We start from the raw sequence: 18889 nt of genomic DNA, 5'->3' as shown, positions 1-18889 counted from the left end.
ATCATCGGGTGCCGCGCCGCCGCCGGTTCCGCTACAATGCGCGCCGATTTCGACCTGCCTGAGAGCCCATTCATGTCCGCCTGCCAGACTCCTATCATCGTCGCCCTGGATTTCCCCACCCGTGACGCCGCACTGAAGCTGGCCGACCAGTTGGACCCGAAACTGTGCCGGGTCAAAGTGGGCAAGGAACTGTTCACCAGTTGCGCCGCAGAAATTGTCGGCACCCTGCGTGACAAGGGTTTTGAAGTATTCCTCGACCTGAAATTCCATGACATTCCCAACACCACCGCGATGGCCGTGAAAGCCGCTGCCGAGATGGGCGTGTGGATGGTCAACGTGCATTGCTCCGGTGGTCTGCGCATGATGGCCGCTTGCCGTGAAGAGCTGGACAAGCGCAGCGGCCCGCAGCCGTTGCTGATCGGCGTGACCGTGCTGACCTCGATGGAGCGTGAAGATCTGGCCGGTATCGGTCTGGATATCGAGCCGCAAGAGCAGGTTCTGCGTCTGGCTGCATTGGCCGAGAAGGCTGGCATGGATGGTCTGGTGTGCTCGGCGCTGGAAGCCTCGGCACTGAAAACCGCACACCCGTCGCTGCAACTGGTGACCCCGGGGATTCGTCCGGCGGGCAGCGCGCAGGACGATCAGCGCCGCATTCTGACCCCGCGTCAGGCGCTGGATGCCGGTTCCGATTATCTGGTGATCGGCCGTCCGATCAGCCAGGCGGCGGATCCGGCCAAGGCGTTGGCTTCGGTTGTCGCTGAAATCGCCTAAGCATCACTTGAGATCCAAATGTGGGAGCGAGCCTGCTCGCGAAGAGGGAGTGTCAGTCGACATCATTGCCAACTGACCCACCGCTTTCGCGAGCAGGCTCGCTCCCACATTGGTTTTTGTGCTGGCCTTAAACCTTCAACACCAACTTGCCAAAGTTCTCGCCGCTGAACAATTTCATCAGCGTCTCCGGAAAGGTCTCCAGACCTTCGACGATGTCTTCTTTGCTCTTGAGTTGCCCCTTGGCCATCCAGCCGGCCATTTCCTGCGCCGCACTGGCGTATTGCGCGGCGTAGTCCATCACCACAAAACCTTCCATCCGTGCACGATTGACCAGTAGCGACAGGTAGTTGGCCGGGCCTTTGACCGCTTCTTTGTTGTTGTACTGGCTGATCGCGCCGCAGATCACCACGCGCGCCTTCATGTTCAAACGGCTGAGCACGGCATCGAGGATGTCGCCGCCAACGTTATCGAAATACACGTCCACGCCTTTCGGGCATTCGCGTTTAAGTCCGGCCACGACATCTTCGGATTTGTAGTCGATGGCACCGTCAAAGCCCAGTTCATCGATGAGGAATTTGCACTTGTCGGCGCCGCCGGCAATGCCGACCACGCGGCAGCCTTTGATCTTGGCAATCTGCCCGGCAATGCTGCCCACCGCGCCCGCTGCGCCGGACAACACCACGGTGTCACCAGCCTTCGGTGCGCCGACATCGAGCAGGGCGAAGTAGGCGGTCATGCCGGTCATGCCCAGCGCTGACAAATACACCGGCAACGGCGCGAGCTTCGGATCGACTTTGTAAAAACCTCTTGGCTCGCCGAGGAAATAATCCTGCACGCCAATGGCACCGTTGACGTAGTCCCCGACGGCAAACCCTGGATTGTTCGAGGCGATGACTTTGCCTACGCCCAGTGCGCGCATGACCTCACCGATACCGACGGGCGGGATGTAGGATTTGCCTTCGTTCATCCAGCCACGCATGGCCGGGTCGAGGGACAGGTATTCGTTCTTGACCAGAATCTGGCCCGCCGCCGGTTCGCCGACCGGTACTTCCTGATAGGTGAAGGTCTCGCGGGTAGCCGCACCCACCGGGCGTTTGGCGAGCAGGAACTGGCGATTGGTCTGGTTGGTCATGGCAGGCACTCGAACGGAATGAAGCCTTGTTGATAGACCCTCGACAGCATTGGCGCAAGGTTGGCTGACGCGGCGAATGCACGCCGATCCAGTGCAGTGATGATCACCCGGCCGGTTTTATCACTGCGACGCATGGGTACATAAACAGCCATTGGATAGTGCTGACGCTCGGCAGACCTCAGTGGCTATGCTGCCGTTCTACAAATCCCCTGCATCTAGCCCTTTGAGGACATAACAATGAGCATGACGTTTTCCGGTCAGGTTGCTGTAGTCACTGGCGCGGCCAACGGCATCGGCCGTGCGACCGCTCAGGCGTTCGCCGCCGAAGGCCTGAAAGTGGTGGTCGCCGACCTGGACGTGGCAGGGGGCGAGGGCACGGTGGCGCTGATTCGTACAGCCGGCGGCGAAGCGACCTTCGTGCGCTGCAACGTGACCGTCGAAAGCGAAGTGAAAAATCTGATGGACGAGGTCATCAATACCTACGGCCGTCTGGACTATGCCTTCAACAATGCCGGCATCGAAATTGAAAAAGGCAAACTGGCCGAAGGCTCGATGGATGAGTTCGACGCAATCATGGGCGTCAACGTCAAAGGCGTCTGGCTATGCATGAAGTATCAACTGCCACTGTTGCTGGCGCAGGGTGGCGGGGCGATCGTCAATACCGCCTCGGTGGCGGGACTCGGCGCGGCACCGAAGATGAGCATCTACGCGGCGTCGAAGCACGCGGTGATCGGTCTGACCAAATCGGCAGCCATCGAATACGCGAAGAAGAAAATCCGCGTCAACGCTGTGTGTCCGGCGGTGATCGATACCGACATGTTCCGCCGCGCTTATGAGGCCGATCCGAAGAAAGGCGAGTTTGCCAACGCCATGCACCCGGTGGGGCGCATCGGCAAAGTCGAAGAAATCGCCAGTGCCGTGTTGTACCTGTGCAGCGACGGTGCAGCATTCACCACCGGCCACTCGCTGGCAGTCGACGGCGGCGTCACCGCATTCTGAAAAAAGCGCATTAAAAACAGCCCGCATTCGTTGCGGGCTTTTTTGTAGGGCACGGTCAGTTCCGTGAAGTCCCTTAAACAATGTGTATCAAACGGTTAGAACGGTCGCTTTTGGCGGCGTTGTCGCACAGCCTGTCCGGCGCGGCTGTGATTTACTGCCGCCAGCAAAACGGACAGGAGTTTGCTTGCTCATGGAATTGAGAATTGATCGACAGGCAATGGTGCCGGTCGTGCAGCAGATTGTTGACGGACTGACCGAGTGGATCCTGCAAAGTGGCGTACCGCCGGCCACCCGTTTGCCGTCCGTGCGGCAAATCGCCCGGGGCAATCTGCTCAGTCAGTCGAGTGTGGTCGAAGCGTGTGAACGGCTGGTATCGCAGGGCGTTCTGAGCTCATGCCAAGGCACCGGGTTCAGTGTCGCCGCCTCGCCGTCGACACTCGGCGCAGAGGATGAACTGGCGCCATTCGAAGGCCGGTTTGCCTGGTGCGATGCCGTCTGCGAGGCCGCGGGTGGCTTGAAGCTTGGCGCGGGCGGACTGCCGCAAAGCTGGCGCGAGCCTGACGACCTCAGTTATGCCCTGCGCGAGGTAGCGCGTACCGACATGGCCAGCCTGTTCAACTACAGCACGCCCTTGGGGCTTCCGGCGTTGCGCGAGCAGATCGTCAAACGCCTGAAGCTGTTCAGTATCGAGGCCCGCAGTTCTCAACTGCTGAGTACCTGCGGTGCCAGCCATGCGCTTGATCTGATCGTGCGCACCTTGCTCAAGGCCGGAGACTGCGTGGTGGTCGAAACGCCGGGGTACGCGCCGCTGTTCGATCTCCTGCGCCTGCATGGCGTGCACATGCTCGAGGTGCGCCGAACCCCGAACGGGCCGGATATCGAAGCGCTGGAGGCGTTGCTGCAACAGTTTCGCCCCGGCGCATTGTTCATCAACAGCCATCATCACAACCCCACCGGCAGTTGCCTGTCGCCGAGCGTAGCGCAACGCATCCTGCAACTGAGCAAGACCTACGATTTGCGCGTGATCGAAGACGATGTCTACGCAGATTTGCACACCGGCAACGGCACGCGCCTGGCGGCTCTGGATGATGAGGGGCGAGTCATTTACGTGGGCAGTTTTTCCAAGACGCTGAGCAGTGCCTTGCGGGTCGGGTTCGTCTTCGCCGACAGCGAAATTGTCAGGCGGCTGGCGCAGGTCAAAATGATCAGCGGCCTGGGCGCTTCGAGGTTTACCGAGGCCGTGCTGGCCAGCCTGATGGTCAGCGGCGCTTACCGCAAACTGGTGCAGCGCCAGCGTCAACGCCTGAATGCCGATCGCGCGGCCGCGTTGCAGGCGTTGGAGGACGCCGATTGGGAGGTTTTCGGCAAGCCTGCGGGTGGCTTGTTCATCTGGGCGCGCTCGCGCATGACTGATCAGATTCGGGTGCGTCGGCAGGCTCAACGCTGCGGCGTGTTGCTGTCAGCGCCTGATGCATTCAGCCCCAATGGCGAGCCGGGTGATTGGCTGCGCATCAACGTTGCCTACGCGTGTGATCCACGCGCCCGGCAGTTTTTTCGCCACACCGGTTCGGATCGACCTCAAGCGTTCTGAAAACGACGCGGGCGTAGCTTTTTGCCATTATTCCGACGCCAGAGACTTGTGCCGGTGGATGGCCGTTGCGACTCTTCGCTCTACTGACAATGGCAGGGGACTACGCGCAATGATTTCGGCCATGCAAGGACGTTTTGCCAACCTCGGTATGGCGAAAAAACTGGGTATCGGGTTTGTGCTGGTTTTGCTGCTGACCGCGCTGGTGGCGGCCATCGGCGTGTGGTCCCTGCAAACCATCAGTCAGCGTTTCGATGGTCTGAAACAGATGTCCTCGCTTAACAGTGGCCTGCTCAAAGTGCGCCTGCTCGAGCAGGAATATGCGTTGCGGGGCGATCCGAAGACGGCCGATGCCCTGCGTAAGGGCGTCGACGAACTGGTTGCTCTGGCTGATCAGCTCAAAGCGCAGTCGGCGGCCAATGTGCCGGTCATGAATGATGTGCAGCAGTCGCTCGGCGCTTATCGCAAGGCGTTCGACGAGTTTGTGTCGTTGACTCAGACCAAGGACCTCGCGCTGGAAATGGCCAGTTGGTCGGTGTCCAGTGTGGCCAACAATCTTGACGTATTGCAGGCCGGGCTCGCCGATGACGGCGCGTATACCTTGAAGGACACTGAGGGCAAGGACGGCGCGCAGTTCATCGAGCAGGCCAGTCAGGTCAGTCAGGTTTCGCGCTTGATGCTGCAAGCGATGAACGAAGCTCGGATTCGCCTCGATCAAAGCCGCAAGGGCGATGCCGACAGTGCTGGCAAGGGCAATATCGAACAGGCCGCACAGGCCCAGGCGCAGGCCGAAGAACTGAAAACCACGGTCAAGGACGAGGGGTATCTGACCGTGCTCAATGAGGTGTCGGGGCACATCGCCGGTTTCAACGACAAATTGGCCGAGTACACCGGATTGCTCGCGCAGGAAAAAACCGTCTACGAGCAATTGCACCAGCGCGCGAATGAAGTGGTCGAGCGCGTGAATCAGGCTTATGTCGCTGAAGATGGCGCGATGCAGGTGGAACTGAAGAAAAACTCGCTGTTGATCGTTGGTTCATCGGCACTGGCTTTGTTGGTGGGATTGCTTGCCGCGTGGCTGATCACCCGACTTATCGTCGCGCCATTGCGCAGCGTGATTCAGGTCGCGCAACAGATTGCCGCCGGCGACTTGAGTGCGACTGTGGAGGTGACCCGTCGCGACGAGATCGGTCAGTTGATGCTGGCGATGCAACAGATGGGCGCGGGTCTGAGCACGATCGTCAGTGGTTTGCAGGCGGGGATCGAGCAACTGGCCAGTTCAGCGCAATCGTTGTCGGCGGTCACTGAACAGACCAACCTTGAGGTCAACAGCCAGAAGGAAGAAACCGAGCAGGTTGCCACGGCGATGAACCAGATGACCGCTACTGTGCATGACGTGGCGCGCAATGCTGAAGAGGCGGCGCTGGCCGCGCAGACGGCGGATGACAAGGTCGAGAGTGGTCAGCAGGTGGTGCGCCAGAGCATGGCGCGGATCGAGCAATTAGCTGATTCGGCGACGTCGGCCAGTTCGAGCATCGAAAGCCTCAGTGCGGAAATCCAGAATATCGGCACGGTGCTGGGGGTGATCAAAAGCGTCGCTGAGCAAACCAATTTACTGGCGCTGAATGCCGCGATCGAGGCGGCCCGGGCCGGTGAGCAGGGCAGGGGCTTTGCGGTGGTGGCCGATGAGGTGCGCGCACTGGCGCGGCGCACGCAGCAATCGACTGAGGAAATTGAACGGCTGGTCAGTGCTCTGCGCTCGGCGGCGCATTCCTCGGTGCAGCAGATTCAGAGCAGCGGGGAGTTGGTGAAGCTGGCGGTCAGTGATGCGTTGCAGACCGAGAGTGCGCTGGGGAGTATTGCGGCGGCGGTGTCGTTGATTCAGCAGATGAATCAGCAGATTGCGGCGGCGGCCGAGGAGCAGAGTTCGGTGGCGGAGGAGATCAATCGCAGTGTGACGAGTATTCGCGCGAGTGCGGATCAGTCGTCGATCGCGATGCGCGGGAATGCGGCTTCGAGTGTTGAGCTGGCGCAGTTGGGGGGGGAGTTGCGTGGGATGGTTGGGCATTTTCGGCTTTGACGCTTTGGGCTTGGCGGCCTTTGGGCCGACCATGTTGTGGGTGGTTTGGGGGAATATCCGTTGCTTCGGGTGTTGCGGCTGGCGGTTCCGCCCTTACGGCGGGTCACTTTTGACAAACGCCTCAAAAGTAACCAAAAACGCTTGCTCCGACGTACGGCCCGCTCGCTGGGGCTCGGGGTTCCTTCGCTCCGGGATCGATCCGGGCGCAGCGCCTACGGTTTGCTTCGCTGCACCTCCTCTCGCTGTGTTTGGCTGCGCCAAACGGTCGCTGCGCTCCCACACCCGGATCAATCCCTCCACTCAGCCTTCCGACGTCGCCCGTGGATCAAGATCAAGAGCTGCAGCCGAGCTAACGCTCATCCTGTTGAGTGGTGAGAAGCAGATGCGGTTGTGAGGTGGGCGTTGCTTTTGCTTTTCTGTAGGAGTGAGCCTGCTCGCGATCGCGGTCTTGCAGCCAGCTCATCTCTGCCGGATGTACTTAAACCCTGTGGGAGCTGGCTTGCCAGCGATGGCGACCTGACAGCCGGCCAATCTCTATCTGAATACACTCATTCAAAACTGTGGGAGCGAGCTTGCTCGCGAAGGCCTCCTCACATTCACCGGTTTTGTATCGGATTCACTCCTGCGAGCCCACAAAAAAGCCACCTTTCGGTGGCTTCTCTCGCAACAACTGCAATCAGTCGTAAATCACTTTCTTCTTCCAGTCGGCATCGGCCTCTACATCTTTCAGGCCGGCGGTCAGTTGGTTCTCTTCACCTTCAACCGGTGCAATCTTGTCCATGACCTGGGCGTTGGCGCGAGCCAGGAGTTTTTCCAGGTATTGCAGTTGTTCTGCGTAGATCTGCGGATCCTGCTGTTTGCGCAGGTATTGCACGCCGCGTTCGAAGGCGAGGCGGGCCTGGCCGGGCTGGTTTTGTTGCAGGGACTGTTGGCCGAGGTTGTTGAAGAATTCGATGTGCAGCAGCACCAGAATGTGGCGGACTTCGCGGATCCAGTGCTTGGCTTCGTTTGGTGGCAGGAAACCATCGTGGGCGGCGCGGGTGATTTGGCCGTGGAGGGCTTCGAGCAGGAAGCGCACGTCTTTGGCTTTGGCTTCGGTCAGGATCGGCGCCGGTGGGTTGTTGACCGGGATCGATTCACCTTGGGCGACCAGGGCGCTGAGTTCGGTGATGCGCGCTTTGGTAGTGACGCTGGTTTTTTCCAGGTTCAGCAGGCGCTGGCAGACGTTCAGCTCCAGACGGGTCAGCAGCAGCTTGAGTGCCGGGGTCATGAACTGGCCCGGGAAGGTTTCGGTCAGTTCGCCGCAGCGACGCAGGCGGTCGTTGAGTTCGACCTTGGTGCGGGCCTTCTCCAGTTTGTTGTTTTCCACCACATGGTTCATGTAGCCAATGGCGATCAGAATTGCGATCCCGGCTATGACTAGCAGGGTGATCATGAGTGGTGTCACCGGTAAGACCTCTTTATAGGGTTCGCATGCGAGTGTAGTGGCTGGGCATTTAGCCGCCTAGCGCCGCTCGACGAGTTGGATCGGCAGGTTCAATCTGTATCGGCCGCACGCTGCTTATATGAATGCTGGCTCTGCGGGTGCAGATTGCCATCACTGTGGGTGGACTATAGCGTCTTGGCGAGTGGCGGAATATAGGCGTCAATCGTCGGGCGACGGAAAAGCCTGATTGCTGCCGTAAAGCAGGTCGAAGTCATTGATTTAAATAAATTTATATCAAGGGGTTGACGACCTCTCAATCCATCCATAGAATGCGCGCCACTTGCAGCGTAAAGCACACAGCGAAGCGCGGCAGGGAGTGAATGTTGTAGTGTGTCCCCTTCGTCTAGTGGCCTAGGACACCGCCCTTTCACGGCGGTAACAGGGGTTCGAGTCCCCTAGGGGACGCCAATGCGGGAATAGCTCAGTTGGTAGAGCACGACCTTGCCAAGGTCGGGGTCGCGAGTTCGAGTCTCGTTTCCCGCTCCAATTTTAAACAGTAGCGCTTTCGGGCGGTGCTGAGTGAAACCAGAACCAAGTCTTCGGGCAAGGATCTGGACACCGAAACACACACCATGTGTTCCGGGTAGCGTGTCCCCTTCGTCTAGTGGCCTAGGACACCGCCCTTTCACGGCGGTAACAGGGGTTCGAGTCCCCTAGGGGACGCCATTTGCGGGAATAGCTCAGTTGGTAGAGCACGACCTTGCCAAGGTCGGGGTCGCGAGTTCGAGTCTCGTTTCCCGCTCCAAATTCTAAAAACGCCGCTCAGTGAGCGGCGTTTTTATTAGTGAAAGTTGTAGCCTGTGTCCCCTTCGTCTAGTGGCCTAGGACACCGCCCTTTCACGGCGGTAACAGGGGTTCGAGTCCCCTAGGGGACGCCATTGCGGGAATAGCTCAGTTGGTAGAGCACGACCTTGCCAAGGTCGGGGTCGCGAGTTCGAGTCTCGTTTCCCGCTCCATATTCACAAAAACGCCGCTCAACAGAGCGGCGTTTTTGTATGCGCGATTTGTGGTCGTGTCATCGGGCATAAAAGAAAAGGCCCGCCGAAGTGATTCGGCGGGCCTTTTTTGCGTTTTTGCGACTGCTTACCACGACAGCATCAAGCGACCGGCAAACAGGATCAGCACCACACCCATGGTGCGCTCGAACCAATGCCCCATGCGCATGAACAGCAGGCGTACTTTGTTGCTTGAGAAAAACAGCGCCACGATCACGAACCAAAGCGCGTTTACAAAACACATCCACAAACCATAGAACGCCTGGATTTGCAGAGGTGTTTCGGCGCTGATGATCGTTGTGAAAATGGCCAGGAAAAACAGCGTGGCCTTGGGGTTGGTCGCATTGGTCAGAAAACCGGTACTGAATGCTTTGAACAGCGTTTGTTCAACCACCGGTTCCTCGCTGGTTTTCTCACCTTCAATGGCCGATTTGGGTTTGCTGCGCAACAGGCTGACACCCAAATACAGGATGTAAGCACCGCCAACCACTTTGGCCACGGTCAGCAACCACGGGGTGGTGTGCATCAACGCCCCGACCCCCAGCAGTGTGTAGAGCACGTGCACGGAAATCCCCGCGCCGATCCCCAGCGCCGTGCAGATCCCCACCAGTCGGCCGAATCGTACGCTTTGGCGAATAGTGACCGCGAAGTCCGGGCCGGGAGCCACCACGGCCAGAAAGTGAATGGTTGCCAGCGCCAGAAACTCGCCCAGATAATTCGAATACATCTCAGCTCCAGTAGGTCAGGGGTGAAGCATTGCCGCGATAGCCGACAAAAAAGGAAAGGCTCAAACGCGGATCGGCCACACCCGGGGTCACCGAGTGCATACGACGCGAATTGAACATGATGAAATCGCCGGGTTGCGGTCTCACTTCGAGTGCTGGAGGGCCGAGCAGCGCCGGTTCGATGCCATAACTGTCGCCACGCATTTCATCGAATTGATCCGGGCTGATGTCGTCGTCCCACATCTGCAGGGCACCGCCCTCGGTCGGCATGTTCAGATAGACGTTGCAGGCGAACTGCGCCTCCAGACTGCGGGCCTGGAAGCTGTCCGGGGCGTCCTTGGCGAAGATGTCGTGATGGGCGAGGAAGCACACGCCGGGTTTCACCACGCGCGAAAGGCCGACATACATTTTCCGGCCGTAGAGGTTTTCCAGGTGTGCGCCCGCCGGCCAGGACTCGTCGAGCATGCAGCGCAAGGTGTCGATCGGTGAAGAGTAGGGCGCGCAGCGATTACGCAGTTCAGCGATGTTGCTGGTGGCGCGTTCGAAGTAGTCCTCGATCAGCAGCGGCTGGTTTTCCGCCTCGTAGAAAGCCATGCCGATGCGACCGATACTCGGTGCGTTGATGTAGCCCTCAAAGCCTGGAGCGAGAATCTTGTCGCCAATCTGAACGGCCAGCGGCTCAGGCAAAAAGCCTTTGACGCGGATGGCGAGGACTTCTTCGTTGGCCAGTTTTTTTATGCACGTCTCATCGAGACGCTCGACGTCTAGCATCATTTTTTTTAGGTCCATCTATCGATAGTCAACGGAACCTGCGAATGCGGTTCCCCGGCGTCGGACGTTGCGCGAGGCAGCGTCCGAAATGCTCAATCCACGTTGTAGTGGACGGACAGCGTGCCCTTCTTCTGCGAAAGGGACGCGATCGTGACTGTGCCCAGATCCTTCAGGCTGCGTACATGGGTGCCACCGCAGCCGTAGGCGGGCAGTTCACCAAAACCGATTTCCCGCGCACCTTCGCGCAGCGAGGTCAGGCGCGGCAGGTCGGACTCGATCCACTGCTCGATACCGGTTTGAACGGTCTCGACGTCGACTTCCTGCGCGGCATCGCCGGGTTTGAATTGCACTCGACCTTCATCCGGCCAGTGATGTGCCTTGATCGGTATCCAGCCCAGCGCCTGCACGAAATGTCCGATCAAGTGGCCGGCTGAATGCATCCGCGTATTGAAGTTTCGGCGCTGTTCGTCGATGCGGATACAGGTCATGCCGAGCGCCACCGGCCGGTCAACAAAATGAATGATCCGGTCTGGTTCCTGCACCACACGCAGTACCTGGCTTTCGCCGATCCAGCCGGTATCGCACGGCTGACCACCGCCCTGCGGGTGAAACAGCGTGGCGCGCAAGACCACGGCGAATTCGTTCTCTTGGGGCGTGCAGTCGAGGACTTCCACATTAGCCTTGAGGTCATCACTATGGAAAAAGAGGCGAAGCGTCATATTCCATGCCCTTATTAAAGTTTCTGTTTTTATTATATGAATCGTGCAATAACGTGATAATCCGTTCAAACATCAAAGGACTTGTGCGCTGTGAGCATCAATCTGCCGCTACCGTTGCTCGGTGAAATGGCGATTTTCGTCAAGGTCGTGGAGACCGGCAGCTTCTCTGAAGCGGCTCGGCAATTGGGTTCATCGCCCTCAGCGGTGAGCCGCAGTATTTCGCGGCTGGAAAAAGCCTTGGCCACGCGGCTCTTGCAGCGCACCACGCGCAAACTGCGCTTGAGTGACGGCGGCGAGGAGGTGTTCAAGCGCTGCCAGGAAATGGTCAGCGCAGCCAAGTCGGTGATGGAAATCAGTGGCCAGTTCACTCACGAAGCGGAGGGGCTGGTGCGCGTCAGCGTGCCGAAAGCAGTGGGGCGCTTCGTGATTCATCCGCACATGCCCGAGTTTTTGCGGCGTTATCCCAAGGTCGATGTCGAGTTGTTGCTGGAGGATCGTCAGGTCGATTTGATCGACGACCATGTCGATCTGGCCATTCGTATTACGGATCGACCACCGGCCGGGCTGGTCGGGCGGCAATTGCTGACCATCGACCACTTGCTCTGTGCCACGCCGCAGTACCTGGCCGAGCACGGCACACCGACTCACCCGCATGATTTGCTCAATCACAGTTGTATTTATCTGGGGGAAACCCCGAGCGATGCGCGCTGGAAATTCAAGAAGGGCAGTAAGGCGGTGACGGTAGGGGTGCGTGGTCGCTATGCCGCCAATCACACCGGCGTGCGGCTGGGCGCGGTGTTGCAGCACATCGGCATCGGCAGCCTGCCGTATTTCACCGCCCGTTACGCGCTTGAGCAAAAGTTGGTGGTGCAGGTGTTGCCGGACTGGACGTTCCTCGCGTCCTATCACGGCGGATTGTGGTTGCTGCACTCGCCCACACGCTATCTGCCACCGAAGTTGCGGGTGTTTATCGACTATCTGGTGGAGTGTCTGGAAAAAGAGCCGACCTTGAGCAAGCCCGGCAAATCAGTGGGGGAAAGCAACGCGGCGATGGCGTATGAATTGCCCGAAAGTGAAGGGTTGTTGTAGCGCAAAAACAAAAGATCGCAGCCTGCGGCAGCTCCTACAGAGGATTGCGTGAGTCCACTGTAGGAGCTGCCGAAGGCTGCGATCTTTTGACCTTCACCCAACCAGTTGTATCAGTGCTTGCTGTCCTGAGCGGACATCGCCAGCAGCTGTTTTTCCTGGTTCCAGTCGAACGGTTCATCGTTCTGTTCGGCTTCGTAGCGACGCTCTTCCAGTGCCTGATAAAGGTCGATCTCTTCATCGGACAAGTAATGCAGGCAGTCACCGGCGAAGAACCACAGCAGATCGCGCGGGATCAGGTGGGCGATTTGCGGATAACGAGTAATCACTTGAGTCAGGATGTCCTGGCCCAGGTACTGGCTTTCGATCGGATCGATCGGCAGCGATGCCAACAGTTCGTCGAAGCGCTCCAGGAACAGGGCATGGCTTTCTTCGGGAACCTGTTCGGCCTCACCTACGGCGACCAGGATACTGCGCAGGTGGTCGAGCAACACAAGATGATCGGCAACGACGTTGGACACGAGATAAGTCCTCAAGAGCAAAACGGGCGCGGGAGTATAAAGCTCCTGCGCCCTCTTGGACATGGTTGTCAGGATCAGCGCACTTTGCCCTCTGCGAGCGCCAGCTCCTCTTTGTCGAAATCATCGACATCGATCACCTTGCGTCGCGCTGCTTCGGCATCGCGCAGGCTTTGCGCTTCCACCGGTTGCAACACCCCGGCCTCCAGCGCCGCATCGATGGCGTGTTCACCCGCGACCGGTTTGACCTGACCGCTTTTCAGCGAGGTGTGCAGTTTTTTGTGTAACGGCTGCGCGGCATTCAGCAGATCGCTGGCGTGTTGCAATGCCCCGACCGCATCATCTGCCGATTGCGGGCGATAGCAACCGGCAAGCAGCTCTTCCAGCGCCGGATCGCCCTTGGCGCGACCAATGACGCCGGCCACTTCGGCACCGAGTTTGTCCGACGGGCCTTTGTGACGACGACCAAACGGGAAGACGATGGCGCGCAACAGACAGCCAAACACTTTGTTCGGGAAGTTGCGCAGCAATTCATCCAGCGCCCGTTCCGATTGGCCGAGGCTTTCTTCCATCGCCCAACGGAACAGCGGTTCCATGTACGCCGGCGAATCCAGGTCGTGGTAACGCTTGAGTGCGGCAGAGGCCAGATACAGATTGCTCAGCACATCACCCAAGCGTGCCGATAGGCGTTCGCGACGTTTCAACTCGCCGCCGAGCAGCATCATGCTGAAGTCGGCGAGCATGGCGAACGCCGCTGCCTGACGGTTGAGCGCGCGGAAATAACCCTGGCTGATCTTGTCGCCCGGCGCATGTTCGAAGTGGCCGAAACCGAGGTTCAACACCAGCGTGCTGGCGGCATTGCTCACGGCGAAACCAATGTGCTTGAGCAGCAGGCCATCGAACTCTTTCAGGGCCTGATCCTTGTCTTCGCGACCGGCCAGAGCCATTTCCTTCAGCACGAATGGATGGCAACGAATCGCGCCCTGACCGAAGATCATCAGGTTGCGCGACAGGATGTTCGCACCTTCCACGGTGATGAAGATCGGTGCACCGTTCCAGCTGCGCCCGAGGTAGTTGTTCGGGCCCATGATGATCGCCTTGCCGCCATGCACATCCATGGCGTGGCTGATGCACTCGCGGCCGCGCTCGGTGAGGTGGTACTTGAGGATCGCCGACAGCACCGACGGTTTCTCGCCGAGGTCCACTGCGTTGGCGGTGAGCATCCGCGCCGCGTCCATCATCCACGCGTTGCCGCCGATGCGCGCCATGGCCTCCTGAATACCTTCGAACGCCGATAGCGGCACGTTGAACTGCTCACGAATCTGCGCGTACTGACCGGTGACCAGACTGGTGAACTTGGCGGCGCCAGTGCCGACCGCCGGCAACGAGATCGAACGGCCGACCGACAGGCAGTTCATCAGCATCATCCAGCCCTTGCCGAGCATTTCCTGACCACCAATGAGGAAGTCCAGCGGGATAAACACGTCTTTGCCCGAGTTCGGGCCGTTCATGAATGCTGCACCCAGTGGCAAGTGACGACGGCCGATTTCCACGCCTGCGGTGTCGGTCGGAATCAGCGCGAGGCTGATGCCAAGGTCTTCCTTGTCACCGAGCAGATGTTCCGGGTCGTAGGCCTTGAAAGCCAGGCCGAGGAGGGTAGCGACCGGGCCGAGGGTGATGTAGCGTTTTTCCCAGTTCAGGCGCAGACCGATGACTTCCTGACCTTCCCATTGGCCTTTGCAGATGATCCCGGTGTCGGGCATCGCTCCGGCATCGGAACCGGCGAGCGGACCGGTGAGGGCGAAGCACGGGATGTCATCGCCACGGGCCAGCCGTGGCAGGTAGTGATTGCGTTGTTCGTCGGTGCCGTAATGCAGCAGCAGTTCGGCCGGGCCGAGGGAGTTGGGCACCATGACGGTGGAGGCGAGGTCACCGCTACGGGTAGCGAGTTTCATCGCCACCTGTGAGTGGGCGTAAGCCGAAAAGCCTTTGCCGCCAAATTCTTTCGGGATGATCAGGGCGAAGAAACCGTGTTCCTTGATATGTGCCCAGGCTTCGGCCGGCAGGTCCATCGACTGGCCGATCTGCCAGTCGGTGACCATGGCACAGAGTTCCTCGGTCGGGCCGTCAATGAACGCCTGTTCTTCTTCGCTCAGTTGCGCCTTGGGATAGGCCAGCAGTTTGTCCCAGTCCGGACGACCGCTGAACAGCTCGCCATCCCACCAGACGGTACCGGCATCGATCGCGTCGCGTTCGGTCTGCGACATCGGCGGCAGGGTTTTCTGGAACCAGCTGAACAGCGGCGCCGTGAAATGTTTGCGGCGCAGGTCGGGCAGCAGCAACGGTGCAGCGACCACCGCCAGCAGCACCCAGAACACCAGCAACAACCAGCCCGGCGCGTGACTGAAAATACCCATCGCCAGCAGGTAGACGGCCACGATGCCCAACGCGGGCAGCGGGGCAGTACGCCGGTGGGCGAGATACGCCACACCAACGATCAAAACCAGTATCCACAACAACAGCATATTCAGTCCTCCGTGAACCAAGGCAAATCGACCCTCCAGAGCTTAGACGGCATCTGTAAAACCGGGTGGTCAGACCAAGGTGATTGAAATCGTGGGAAACCCCGGATGGTTTTCGTAGGTTCGGTGGGCAACACGTGTGGGAAATCGTTCGCTGATCCCGCGTCTTTGCGTCCAAGTTTGGCCGAAACGTCGTTATCTCTGTGCTGACGCTGTCGCTAGACTCGGGGCTTACCCAAGGAGATTGTCGTCATGCACGAGTATCTGAGGTCCGGCCGCTTCATCGATAGTGACCACCCGGCGGTGGTGGAGTTCGCCGAACAACATCGGGGCGCCAGCCGCGATCCGCTCGAGCAGGCGATCCATCTTTATTACGCGGTGCGTGAGGCGGTGCGCTACAACCCCTACACCTTCAGCCGAGACCCGCAGACCTTGTGTGGCAGTTATGCATTGGCGACGGGGGAGAGTTATTGCGTGCCCAAAGCCACGCTGCTCGCCGGTTGCGCGCGGCATTGCGGGATCCCGGCGCGTATCGGTCTGGCCGATGTGCGCAATCACCTGTCGACCCCGCGCCTGCTTGAATTGCTGAAGAGCGACATGTTCGCCATGCACGGTTACACCGAGCTGTTCCTCAATGGACGCTGGGTCAAAGCCACGCCGGCGTTCAATCAGAAGCTTTGCGAGTTGTTCAACGTCGCGCCGCTGGAGTTCGACGGCATCAACGACAGCGTTTTTCACCCGTTCAACCGTGACGGCGCGCAACTGATGGAGTATTTGGTCGACCACGGCCAATTCGCCGATGTGCCGGAAACCTTCTTCTTCGAACATCTGCAAAAGTGCTATCCGCATCTGTTCACTGATCTGCAGCCGCAACTGCTGGGCGATATGCAGAGTGATTTGAGCCGTACCTGATCCGGCGTATGCTGCCTGCCCACTCATTTGAAAAGAGGCGGTCATGCTGAAGATTTGGGGACGGAAAAACTCATCGAATGTCAGGAAGCCGTTGTGGGCTGCTGAAGAGCTCGGCCTGGCCTACGAGGCGATCGATGCCGGTGGCGCATTCGGCGTGGTCGACACACCCGAGTACCGGGCGATGAACCCGAACGGGCGGGTGCCGGTGATTGAGGACGACGGTTTTGTACTCTGGGAATCCAACGCCATCGTTCGCTATCTGCTGGCCAGACATGCCCTCGACAGCCATTGGTATTCGGCGGATCCGCAAGCACGCGCCATCGCTGACAAGTGGATGGACTGGACCACGTCGAGTTTTGCCGGTCCCTTCCGGACGGTGTTCTGGGGCGTGTTGCGCACACCGGCGGACAAACAGGACTGGGCCGCGATCAACGCCGCGATCAAGGAATGCAATGAGTTGCTGAGCATGGCCGACCAGGCCTTGGCCAGTCAGCCATATCTCTCCGGACAAGACATCGGCATGGGCGATATTCCGCTCGGCAGTTTCATTTATGCCTGGTTCGAGATGCCCATCGAACGCGCCCCGCAACCTCATCTCCAAGCCTGGTACGAGCGCCTGAAGCAGCGTCCGGCCTACCAGAAAGCCGTCATGACCGCGTTGACTTAATACCTACTATCGACACACTTGACTGTACTTGTACGGCGGCGGCAAGCACCATTGCGCACTTGCGCTGCGGTTCGACCCTTCGCCGCCGTCTCCTTTTTTCCTTCAATGGTGCGTAAATCAGATATGAGTTCCGCTCTGTCCATCCGGCAGCTAACCAAAACCTACGGCAACGGGTTCCAGGCCTTGAGTGGTATCGATCTGGACGTCGCCGAAGGTGACTTTTTCGCCTTGCTCGGCCCGAACGGTGCCGGCAAATCCACGACCATCGGCATTCTCTCGACCCTGGTCAACAAGACTAGCGGCACGGTGAATATCTTCGGTCATGACCTGGACAAGAATCCTGCGCAGCTCAAGCGCTCGATCGGCGTGGTGCCGCAGGAATTCAACTTCAACCAGTTTGAAAAGACCTTCGACATCGTCGTCACTCAGGCCGGTTACTACGGCATTCCGGCGAAGATCGCCAAGGAACGCGCCGAGCAGTACCTCACTCAACTGGGCCTGTGGGACAAGCGCGATGTGCCGTCGCGTTCGTTGTCCGGTGGTATGAAGCGGCGTCTGATGATTGCCCGTGCGCTGGTGCATGAACCGCGTCTTTTGATCCTCGATGAACCGACCGCAGGCGTCGACATCGAACTGCGTCGCTCGATGTGGACGTTCCTCACCGAGCTGAACCAGAAAGGCATCACCATCATCCTCACCACGCATTATCTGGAGGAGGCTGAGCAGTTGTGCCGCAACATCGGCATCATCGACCACGGCACCATCGTCGAGAACACCAGCATGAAACAACTGCTGGGCCAGTTGCACGTGGAAACCTTCTTGCTGGACCTGAAAAACGACTTGCACGCCGCGCCGCAATTGCTCGGCTACCCCGCCCGGTTGATCGACGGTCACACCCTGGAAGTCCAGGTCGACAAATCCATGGGCATCACGGCGTTGTTCACCCAGTTGGCACAGCAGAACATCGAAGTGCTGAGCCTGCGTAACAAAACCAATCGCCTCGAGGAGCTGTTCGTGTCCCTGGTGGAGAAAAATCTGTCGAAGGTGGCGGTATGAGTTCCGAATTCCGTCCCAACCTCGTCGCCCTGCAAACCATTGTTTACCGCGAGGTCAAACGCTTCACGCGGATCTGGCCGCAGACGCTGCTGCCGCCTGCGATCACCATGGTTCTGTACTTCGTGATCTTCGGTAACCTGATCGGTCGGCAAATCGGCGACATGGGTGGCTTCACTTACATGGAGTACATCGTGCCGGGGCTGATCATGATGTCGGTGATCACCAACTCCTACGGCAACGTGGTCTCGAGTTTCTTCGGCAGCAAGTTCCAGCGCTCCATCGAAGAGCTGATGGTGTCGCCGGTGTCGCCGCACACGATTCTGATCGGCTTCACCATTGGCGGCGTGTTGCGTGGGCTGATGGTCGGCGTGATCGTGACGATTCTGTCGCTGTTCTTCACCCATTTGCAGGTGCATCACCTCGGGGTGACCATTCTGGTGGTGGTGCTGACGGCGACGATTTTCTCGCTGCTGGGCTTCATCAACGCGGTGTTTGCGCGCAACTTCGATGATATTTCGATCATCCCGACCTTTGTGCTGACGCCGCTGACGTACCTGGGTGGGGTGTTTTATTCGATCACCTTGCTGCCGCCGTTCTGGCAGACCGTGTCGCTGGCCAACCCGGTGCTGCACATGGTCAACGCCTTCCGTTACGGCATTCTGGGTGTGTCGGATATCAAGATCGGCATCGCGATCACCTTTATGCTGGTGGCGACCGTTGTGCTCTACCTCGGTTGCGCGCGGTTGCTGGTGAGTGGGCGCGGGATGCGGACCTGATTCCAGACCGAGTCGACTGCTTCGCGAGCAAGCTCGCTCCCACAGGGGATCTTCGGCACAACAAAGATCCAGTGTGGGAGCGAGCT

General features: G+C 59.1%; 17 protein-coding genes, 6 tRNA genes and 1 pseudogene. 16 read left to right on the top strand and 8 right to left on the bottom strand.

The features are described from left to right. Positions 1–72: 72 nt before the first annotated feature. Complete coding sequence (gene pyrF, locus RMV17_RS21815) at positions 73–771, top strand: orotidine-5'-phosphate decarboxylase (RefSeq protein ID WP_196251162.1); 699 nt, start codon at positions 73–75, stop codon at positions 769–771. 127 nt (positions 772–898) lie between these two features. Here the strand turns inward: pyrF and RMV17_RS21810 are convergent, their stop codons facing one another. Continuing rightward, positions 899–1903 carry an NADP-dependent oxidoreductase gene (locus RMV17_RS21810; RefSeq protein ID WP_034155383.1) on the bottom strand — a complete coding sequence of 335 codons (1005 nt, stop codon included), beginning with the start codon at positions 1901–1903 and terminating at the stop codon, positions 899–901. Then, positions 1900–2037: a hypothetical protein gene (locus RMV17_RS21805; RefSeq protein WP_155294716.1), complete on the bottom strand. Its 138-nt coding sequence runs from the start codon at positions 2035–2037 to the stop codon at positions 1900–1902. The genes RMV17_RS21810 and RMV17_RS21805 overlap by 4 nt, the downstream gene beginning before the upstream one ends. A 103-nt stretch (positions 2038–2140) precedes the next feature. On the opposite strand from RMV17_RS21805, the gene RMV17_RS21800 reads away from it, so the two are divergent. From RMV17_RS21800 to RMV17_RS30170, 4 genes and pseudogenes are all read left to right on the top strand, one after another. Then, positions 2141–2902, top strand: a complete 762-nt coding sequence (locus RMV17_RS21800) for an SDR family oxidoreductase (RefSeq protein ID WP_311882489.1) — start codon at positions 2141–2143, stop codon at positions 2900–2902. 190 nt (positions 2903–3092) lie between these two features. Next, positions 3093–4493 carry a PLP-dependent aminotransferase family protein gene (locus tag RMV17_RS21795; RefSeq protein ID WP_311882487.1) on the top strand — a complete coding sequence of 467 codons (1401 nt, stop codon included), beginning with the start codon at positions 3093–3095 and terminating at the stop codon, positions 4491–4493. After that, positions 4387–5661 (top strand): annotated as a pseudogene (locus RMV17_RS30175) (methyl-accepting chemotaxis protein); the annotation flags it as partial. The gene RMV17_RS21795 and the pseudogene RMV17_RS30175, both read left to right, overlap by 107 nt. A gap of 27 nt (positions 5662–5688) precedes the next feature. Then, positions 5689–6570, top strand: coding sequence for a methyl-accepting chemotaxis protein (locus tag RMV17_RS30170; RefSeq protein WP_409373138.1), 882 nt, complete (start codon positions 5689–5691; stop codon positions 6568–6570). A gap of 676 nt (positions 6571–7246) precedes the next feature. Here RMV17_RS30170 and RMV17_RS21785 read toward each other — a convergent pair. After that, positions 7247–8005: a hypothetical protein gene (locus tag RMV17_RS21785; protein ID WP_034155379.1), complete on the bottom strand. Its 759-nt coding sequence runs from the start codon at positions 8003–8005 to the stop codon at positions 7247–7249. A 383-nt stretch (positions 8006–8388) separates the two neighbouring features. Between RMV17_RS21785 and RMV17_RS21780 the strand changes: the two genes are divergently transcribed. The 6 genes from RMV17_RS21780 (at position 8389) to RMV17_RS21755 (ending at position 9012) form a co-directional block, all read left to right on the top strand. Continuing rightward, a tRNA-Glu gene (locus RMV17_RS21780) sits at positions 8389–8464 on the top strand. Between the two features lie 2 nt (positions 8465–8466). After that, a tRNA-Gly gene (locus RMV17_RS21775) sits at positions 8467–8542 on the top strand. Between the two features lie 104 nt (positions 8543–8646). Next, positions 8647–8722: transfer RNA gene (locus tag RMV17_RS21770), tRNA-Glu, on the top strand. 3 nt (positions 8723–8725) lie between these two features. Then, positions 8726–8801: transfer RNA gene (locus RMV17_RS21765), tRNA-Gly, on the top strand. A gap of 57 nt (positions 8802–8858) precedes the next feature. Beyond that, a tRNA-Glu gene (locus RMV17_RS21760) sits at positions 8859–8934 on the top strand. A gap of 2 nt (positions 8935–8936) precedes the next feature. Beyond that, positions 8937–9012 (top strand) — tRNA-Gly (locus tag RMV17_RS21755). Positions 9013–9139: 127 nt separating this feature from the next. Here the strand turns inward: RMV17_RS21755 and RMV17_RS21750 are convergent. The 3 genes from RMV17_RS21750 to RMV17_RS21740 form a co-directional block, all read right to left on the bottom strand. Beyond that, complete coding sequence (locus RMV17_RS21750; RefSeq protein ID WP_034155378.1) at positions 9140–9778, bottom strand: LysE family translocator; 639 nt, start codon at positions 9776–9778, stop codon at positions 9140–9142. 1 nt (position 9779) lies between these two features. Beyond that, positions 9780–10550, bottom strand: a complete 771-nt coding sequence (locus RMV17_RS21745) for a 2OG-Fe(II) oxygenase (RefSeq protein WP_034155377.1) — start codon at positions 10548–10550, stop codon at positions 9780–9782. An 89-nt stretch (positions 10551–10639) separates the two neighbouring features. Next, positions 10640–11266 (bottom strand): alanyl-tRNA editing protein, encoded by a 627-nt coding sequence (locus RMV17_RS21740; RefSeq protein WP_311882478.1) that lies wholly within the window; start codon positions 11264–11266, stop codon positions 10640–10642. Positions 11267–11356: 90 nt separating this feature from the next. Between RMV17_RS21740 and RMV17_RS21735 the strand changes: the two genes are divergently transcribed. Beyond that, a complete protein-coding gene (locus tag RMV17_RS21735; protein ID WP_108226336.1) occupies positions 11357–12355 on the top strand; it encodes a LysR family transcriptional regulator in 999 nt (332 codons plus the stop codon). A gap of 110 nt (positions 12356–12465) precedes the next feature. Here RMV17_RS21735 and RMV17_RS21730 read toward each other — a convergent pair whose 3' ends face one another. Both RMV17_RS21730 and RMV17_RS21725 read right to left on the bottom strand, forming a co-directional pair. Further along, positions 12466–12873: a PA2817 family protein gene (locus tag RMV17_RS21730; protein ID WP_007967565.1), complete on the bottom strand. Its 408-nt coding sequence runs from the start codon at positions 12871–12873 to the stop codon at positions 12466–12468. A gap of 74 nt (positions 12874–12947) precedes the next feature. Next, positions 12948–15395: an acyl-CoA dehydrogenase gene (locus RMV17_RS21725; protein WP_311882475.1), complete on the bottom strand. Its 2448-nt coding sequence runs from the start codon at positions 15393–15395 to the stop codon at positions 12948–12950. A 249-nt stretch (positions 15396–15644) separates the two neighbouring features. Here RMV17_RS21725 and RMV17_RS21720 point away from each other — a divergent pair, with 249 nt between their 5' ends. The 4 genes from RMV17_RS21720 to RMV17_RS21705 all read left to right on the top strand — a co-directional run bounded on the left by RMV17_RS21720 (position 15645) and on the right by RMV17_RS21705 (position 18803). Then, complete coding sequence (locus tag RMV17_RS21720; RefSeq protein ID WP_311882473.1) at positions 15645–16304, top strand: transglutaminase family protein; 660 nt, start codon at positions 15645–15647, stop codon at positions 16302–16304. Positions 16305–16347: 43 nt separating this feature from the next. Continuing rightward, positions 16348–16971 carry a glutathione S-transferase gene (locus RMV17_RS21715; RefSeq protein ID WP_311882471.1) on the top strand — a complete coding sequence of 208 codons (624 nt, stop codon included), beginning with the start codon at positions 16348–16350 and terminating at the stop codon, positions 16969–16971. A gap of 123 nt (positions 16972–17094) precedes the next feature. Continuing rightward, a complete protein-coding gene (locus RMV17_RS21710; protein ID WP_102900039.1) occupies positions 17095–18027 on the top strand; it encodes an ABC transporter ATP-binding protein in 933 nt (310 codons plus the stop codon). Further along, positions 18024–18803 carry an ABC transporter permease gene (locus RMV17_RS21705; RefSeq protein WP_008087860.1) on the top strand — a complete coding sequence of 260 codons (780 nt, stop codon included), beginning with the start codon at positions 18024–18026 and terminating at the stop codon, positions 18801–18803. Before RMV17_RS21710 ends, RMV17_RS21705 begins: the two co-directional genes overlap by 4 nt. The last annotated feature ends 86 nt before the right edge of the window (positions 18804–18889 follow it).

The organism is Pseudomonas sp. VD-NE ins (assembly GCF_031882575.1).
Taxonomy (GTDB): domain Bacteria; phylum Pseudomonadota; class Gammaproteobacteria; order Pseudomonadales; family Pseudomonadaceae; genus Aquipseudomonas; species Aquipseudomonas fluorescens_BZ.
This window is presented reverse-complemented; position numbering and strand designations above follow the sequence as displayed.

Coding starts and splice junctions, on each gene's coding strand:
- RMV17_RS21720 (WP_311882473.1), top strand. CDS start 15,645: ATGCACGAGTATCTGAGGTCCGGCCGCTTCATCGATAGTGACCACCCG.
- RMV17_RS21725 (WP_311882475.1), bottom strand. CDS start 15,395: ATGCTGTTGTTGTGGATACTGGTTTTGATCGTTGGTGTGGCGTATCTC.
- RMV17_RS21750 (WP_034155378.1), bottom strand. CDS start 9,778: ATGTATTCGAATTATCTGGGCGAGTTTCTGGCGCTGGCAACCATTCAC.
- RMV17_RS30170 (WP_409373138.1), top strand. CDS start 5,689: ATGCTGGCGATGCAACAGATGGGCGCGGGTCTGAGCACGATCGTCAGT.
- RMV17_RS21710 (WP_102900039.1), top strand. CDS start 17,095: ATGAGTTCCGCTCTGTCCATCCGGCAGCTAACCAAAACCTACGGCAAC.
- RMV17_RS21805 (WP_155294716.1), bottom strand. CDS start 2,037: ATGCGTCGCAGTGATAAAACCGGCCGGGTGATCATCACTGCACTGGAT.
- RMV17_RS21785 (WP_034155379.1), bottom strand. CDS start 8,005: ATGATCACCCTGCTAGTCATAGCCGGGATCGCAATTCTGATCGCCATT.
- RMV17_RS21795 (WP_311882487.1), top strand. CDS start 3,093: ATGGAATTGAGAATTGATCGACAGGCAATGGTGCCGGTCGTGCAGCAG.
- RMV17_RS21715 (WP_311882471.1), top strand. CDS start 16,348: ATGCTGAAGATTTGGGGACGGAAAAACTCATCGAATGTCAGGAAGCCG.
- RMV17_RS21800 (WP_311882489.1), top strand. CDS start 2,141: ATGAGCATGACGTTTTCCGGTCAGGTTGCTGTAGTCACTGGCGCGGCC.
- RMV17_RS21745 (WP_034155377.1), bottom strand. CDS start 10,550: ATGATGCTAGACGTCGAGCGTCTCGATGAGACGTGCATAAAAAAACTG.
- pyrF (WP_196251162.1), top strand. CDS start 73: ATGTCCGCCTGCCAGACTCCTATCATCGTCGCCCTGGATTTCCCCACC.
- RMV17_RS21740 (WP_311882478.1), bottom strand. CDS start 11,266: ATGACGCTTCGCCTCTTTTTCCATAGTGATGACCTCAAGGCTAATGTG.
- RMV17_RS21705 (WP_008087860.1), top strand. CDS start 18,024: ATGAGTTCCGAATTCCGTCCCAACCTCGTCGCCCTGCAAACCATTGTT.
- RMV17_RS21810 (WP_034155383.1), bottom strand. CDS start 1,903: ATGACCAACCAGACCAATCGCCAGTTCCTGCTCGCCAAACGCCCGGTG.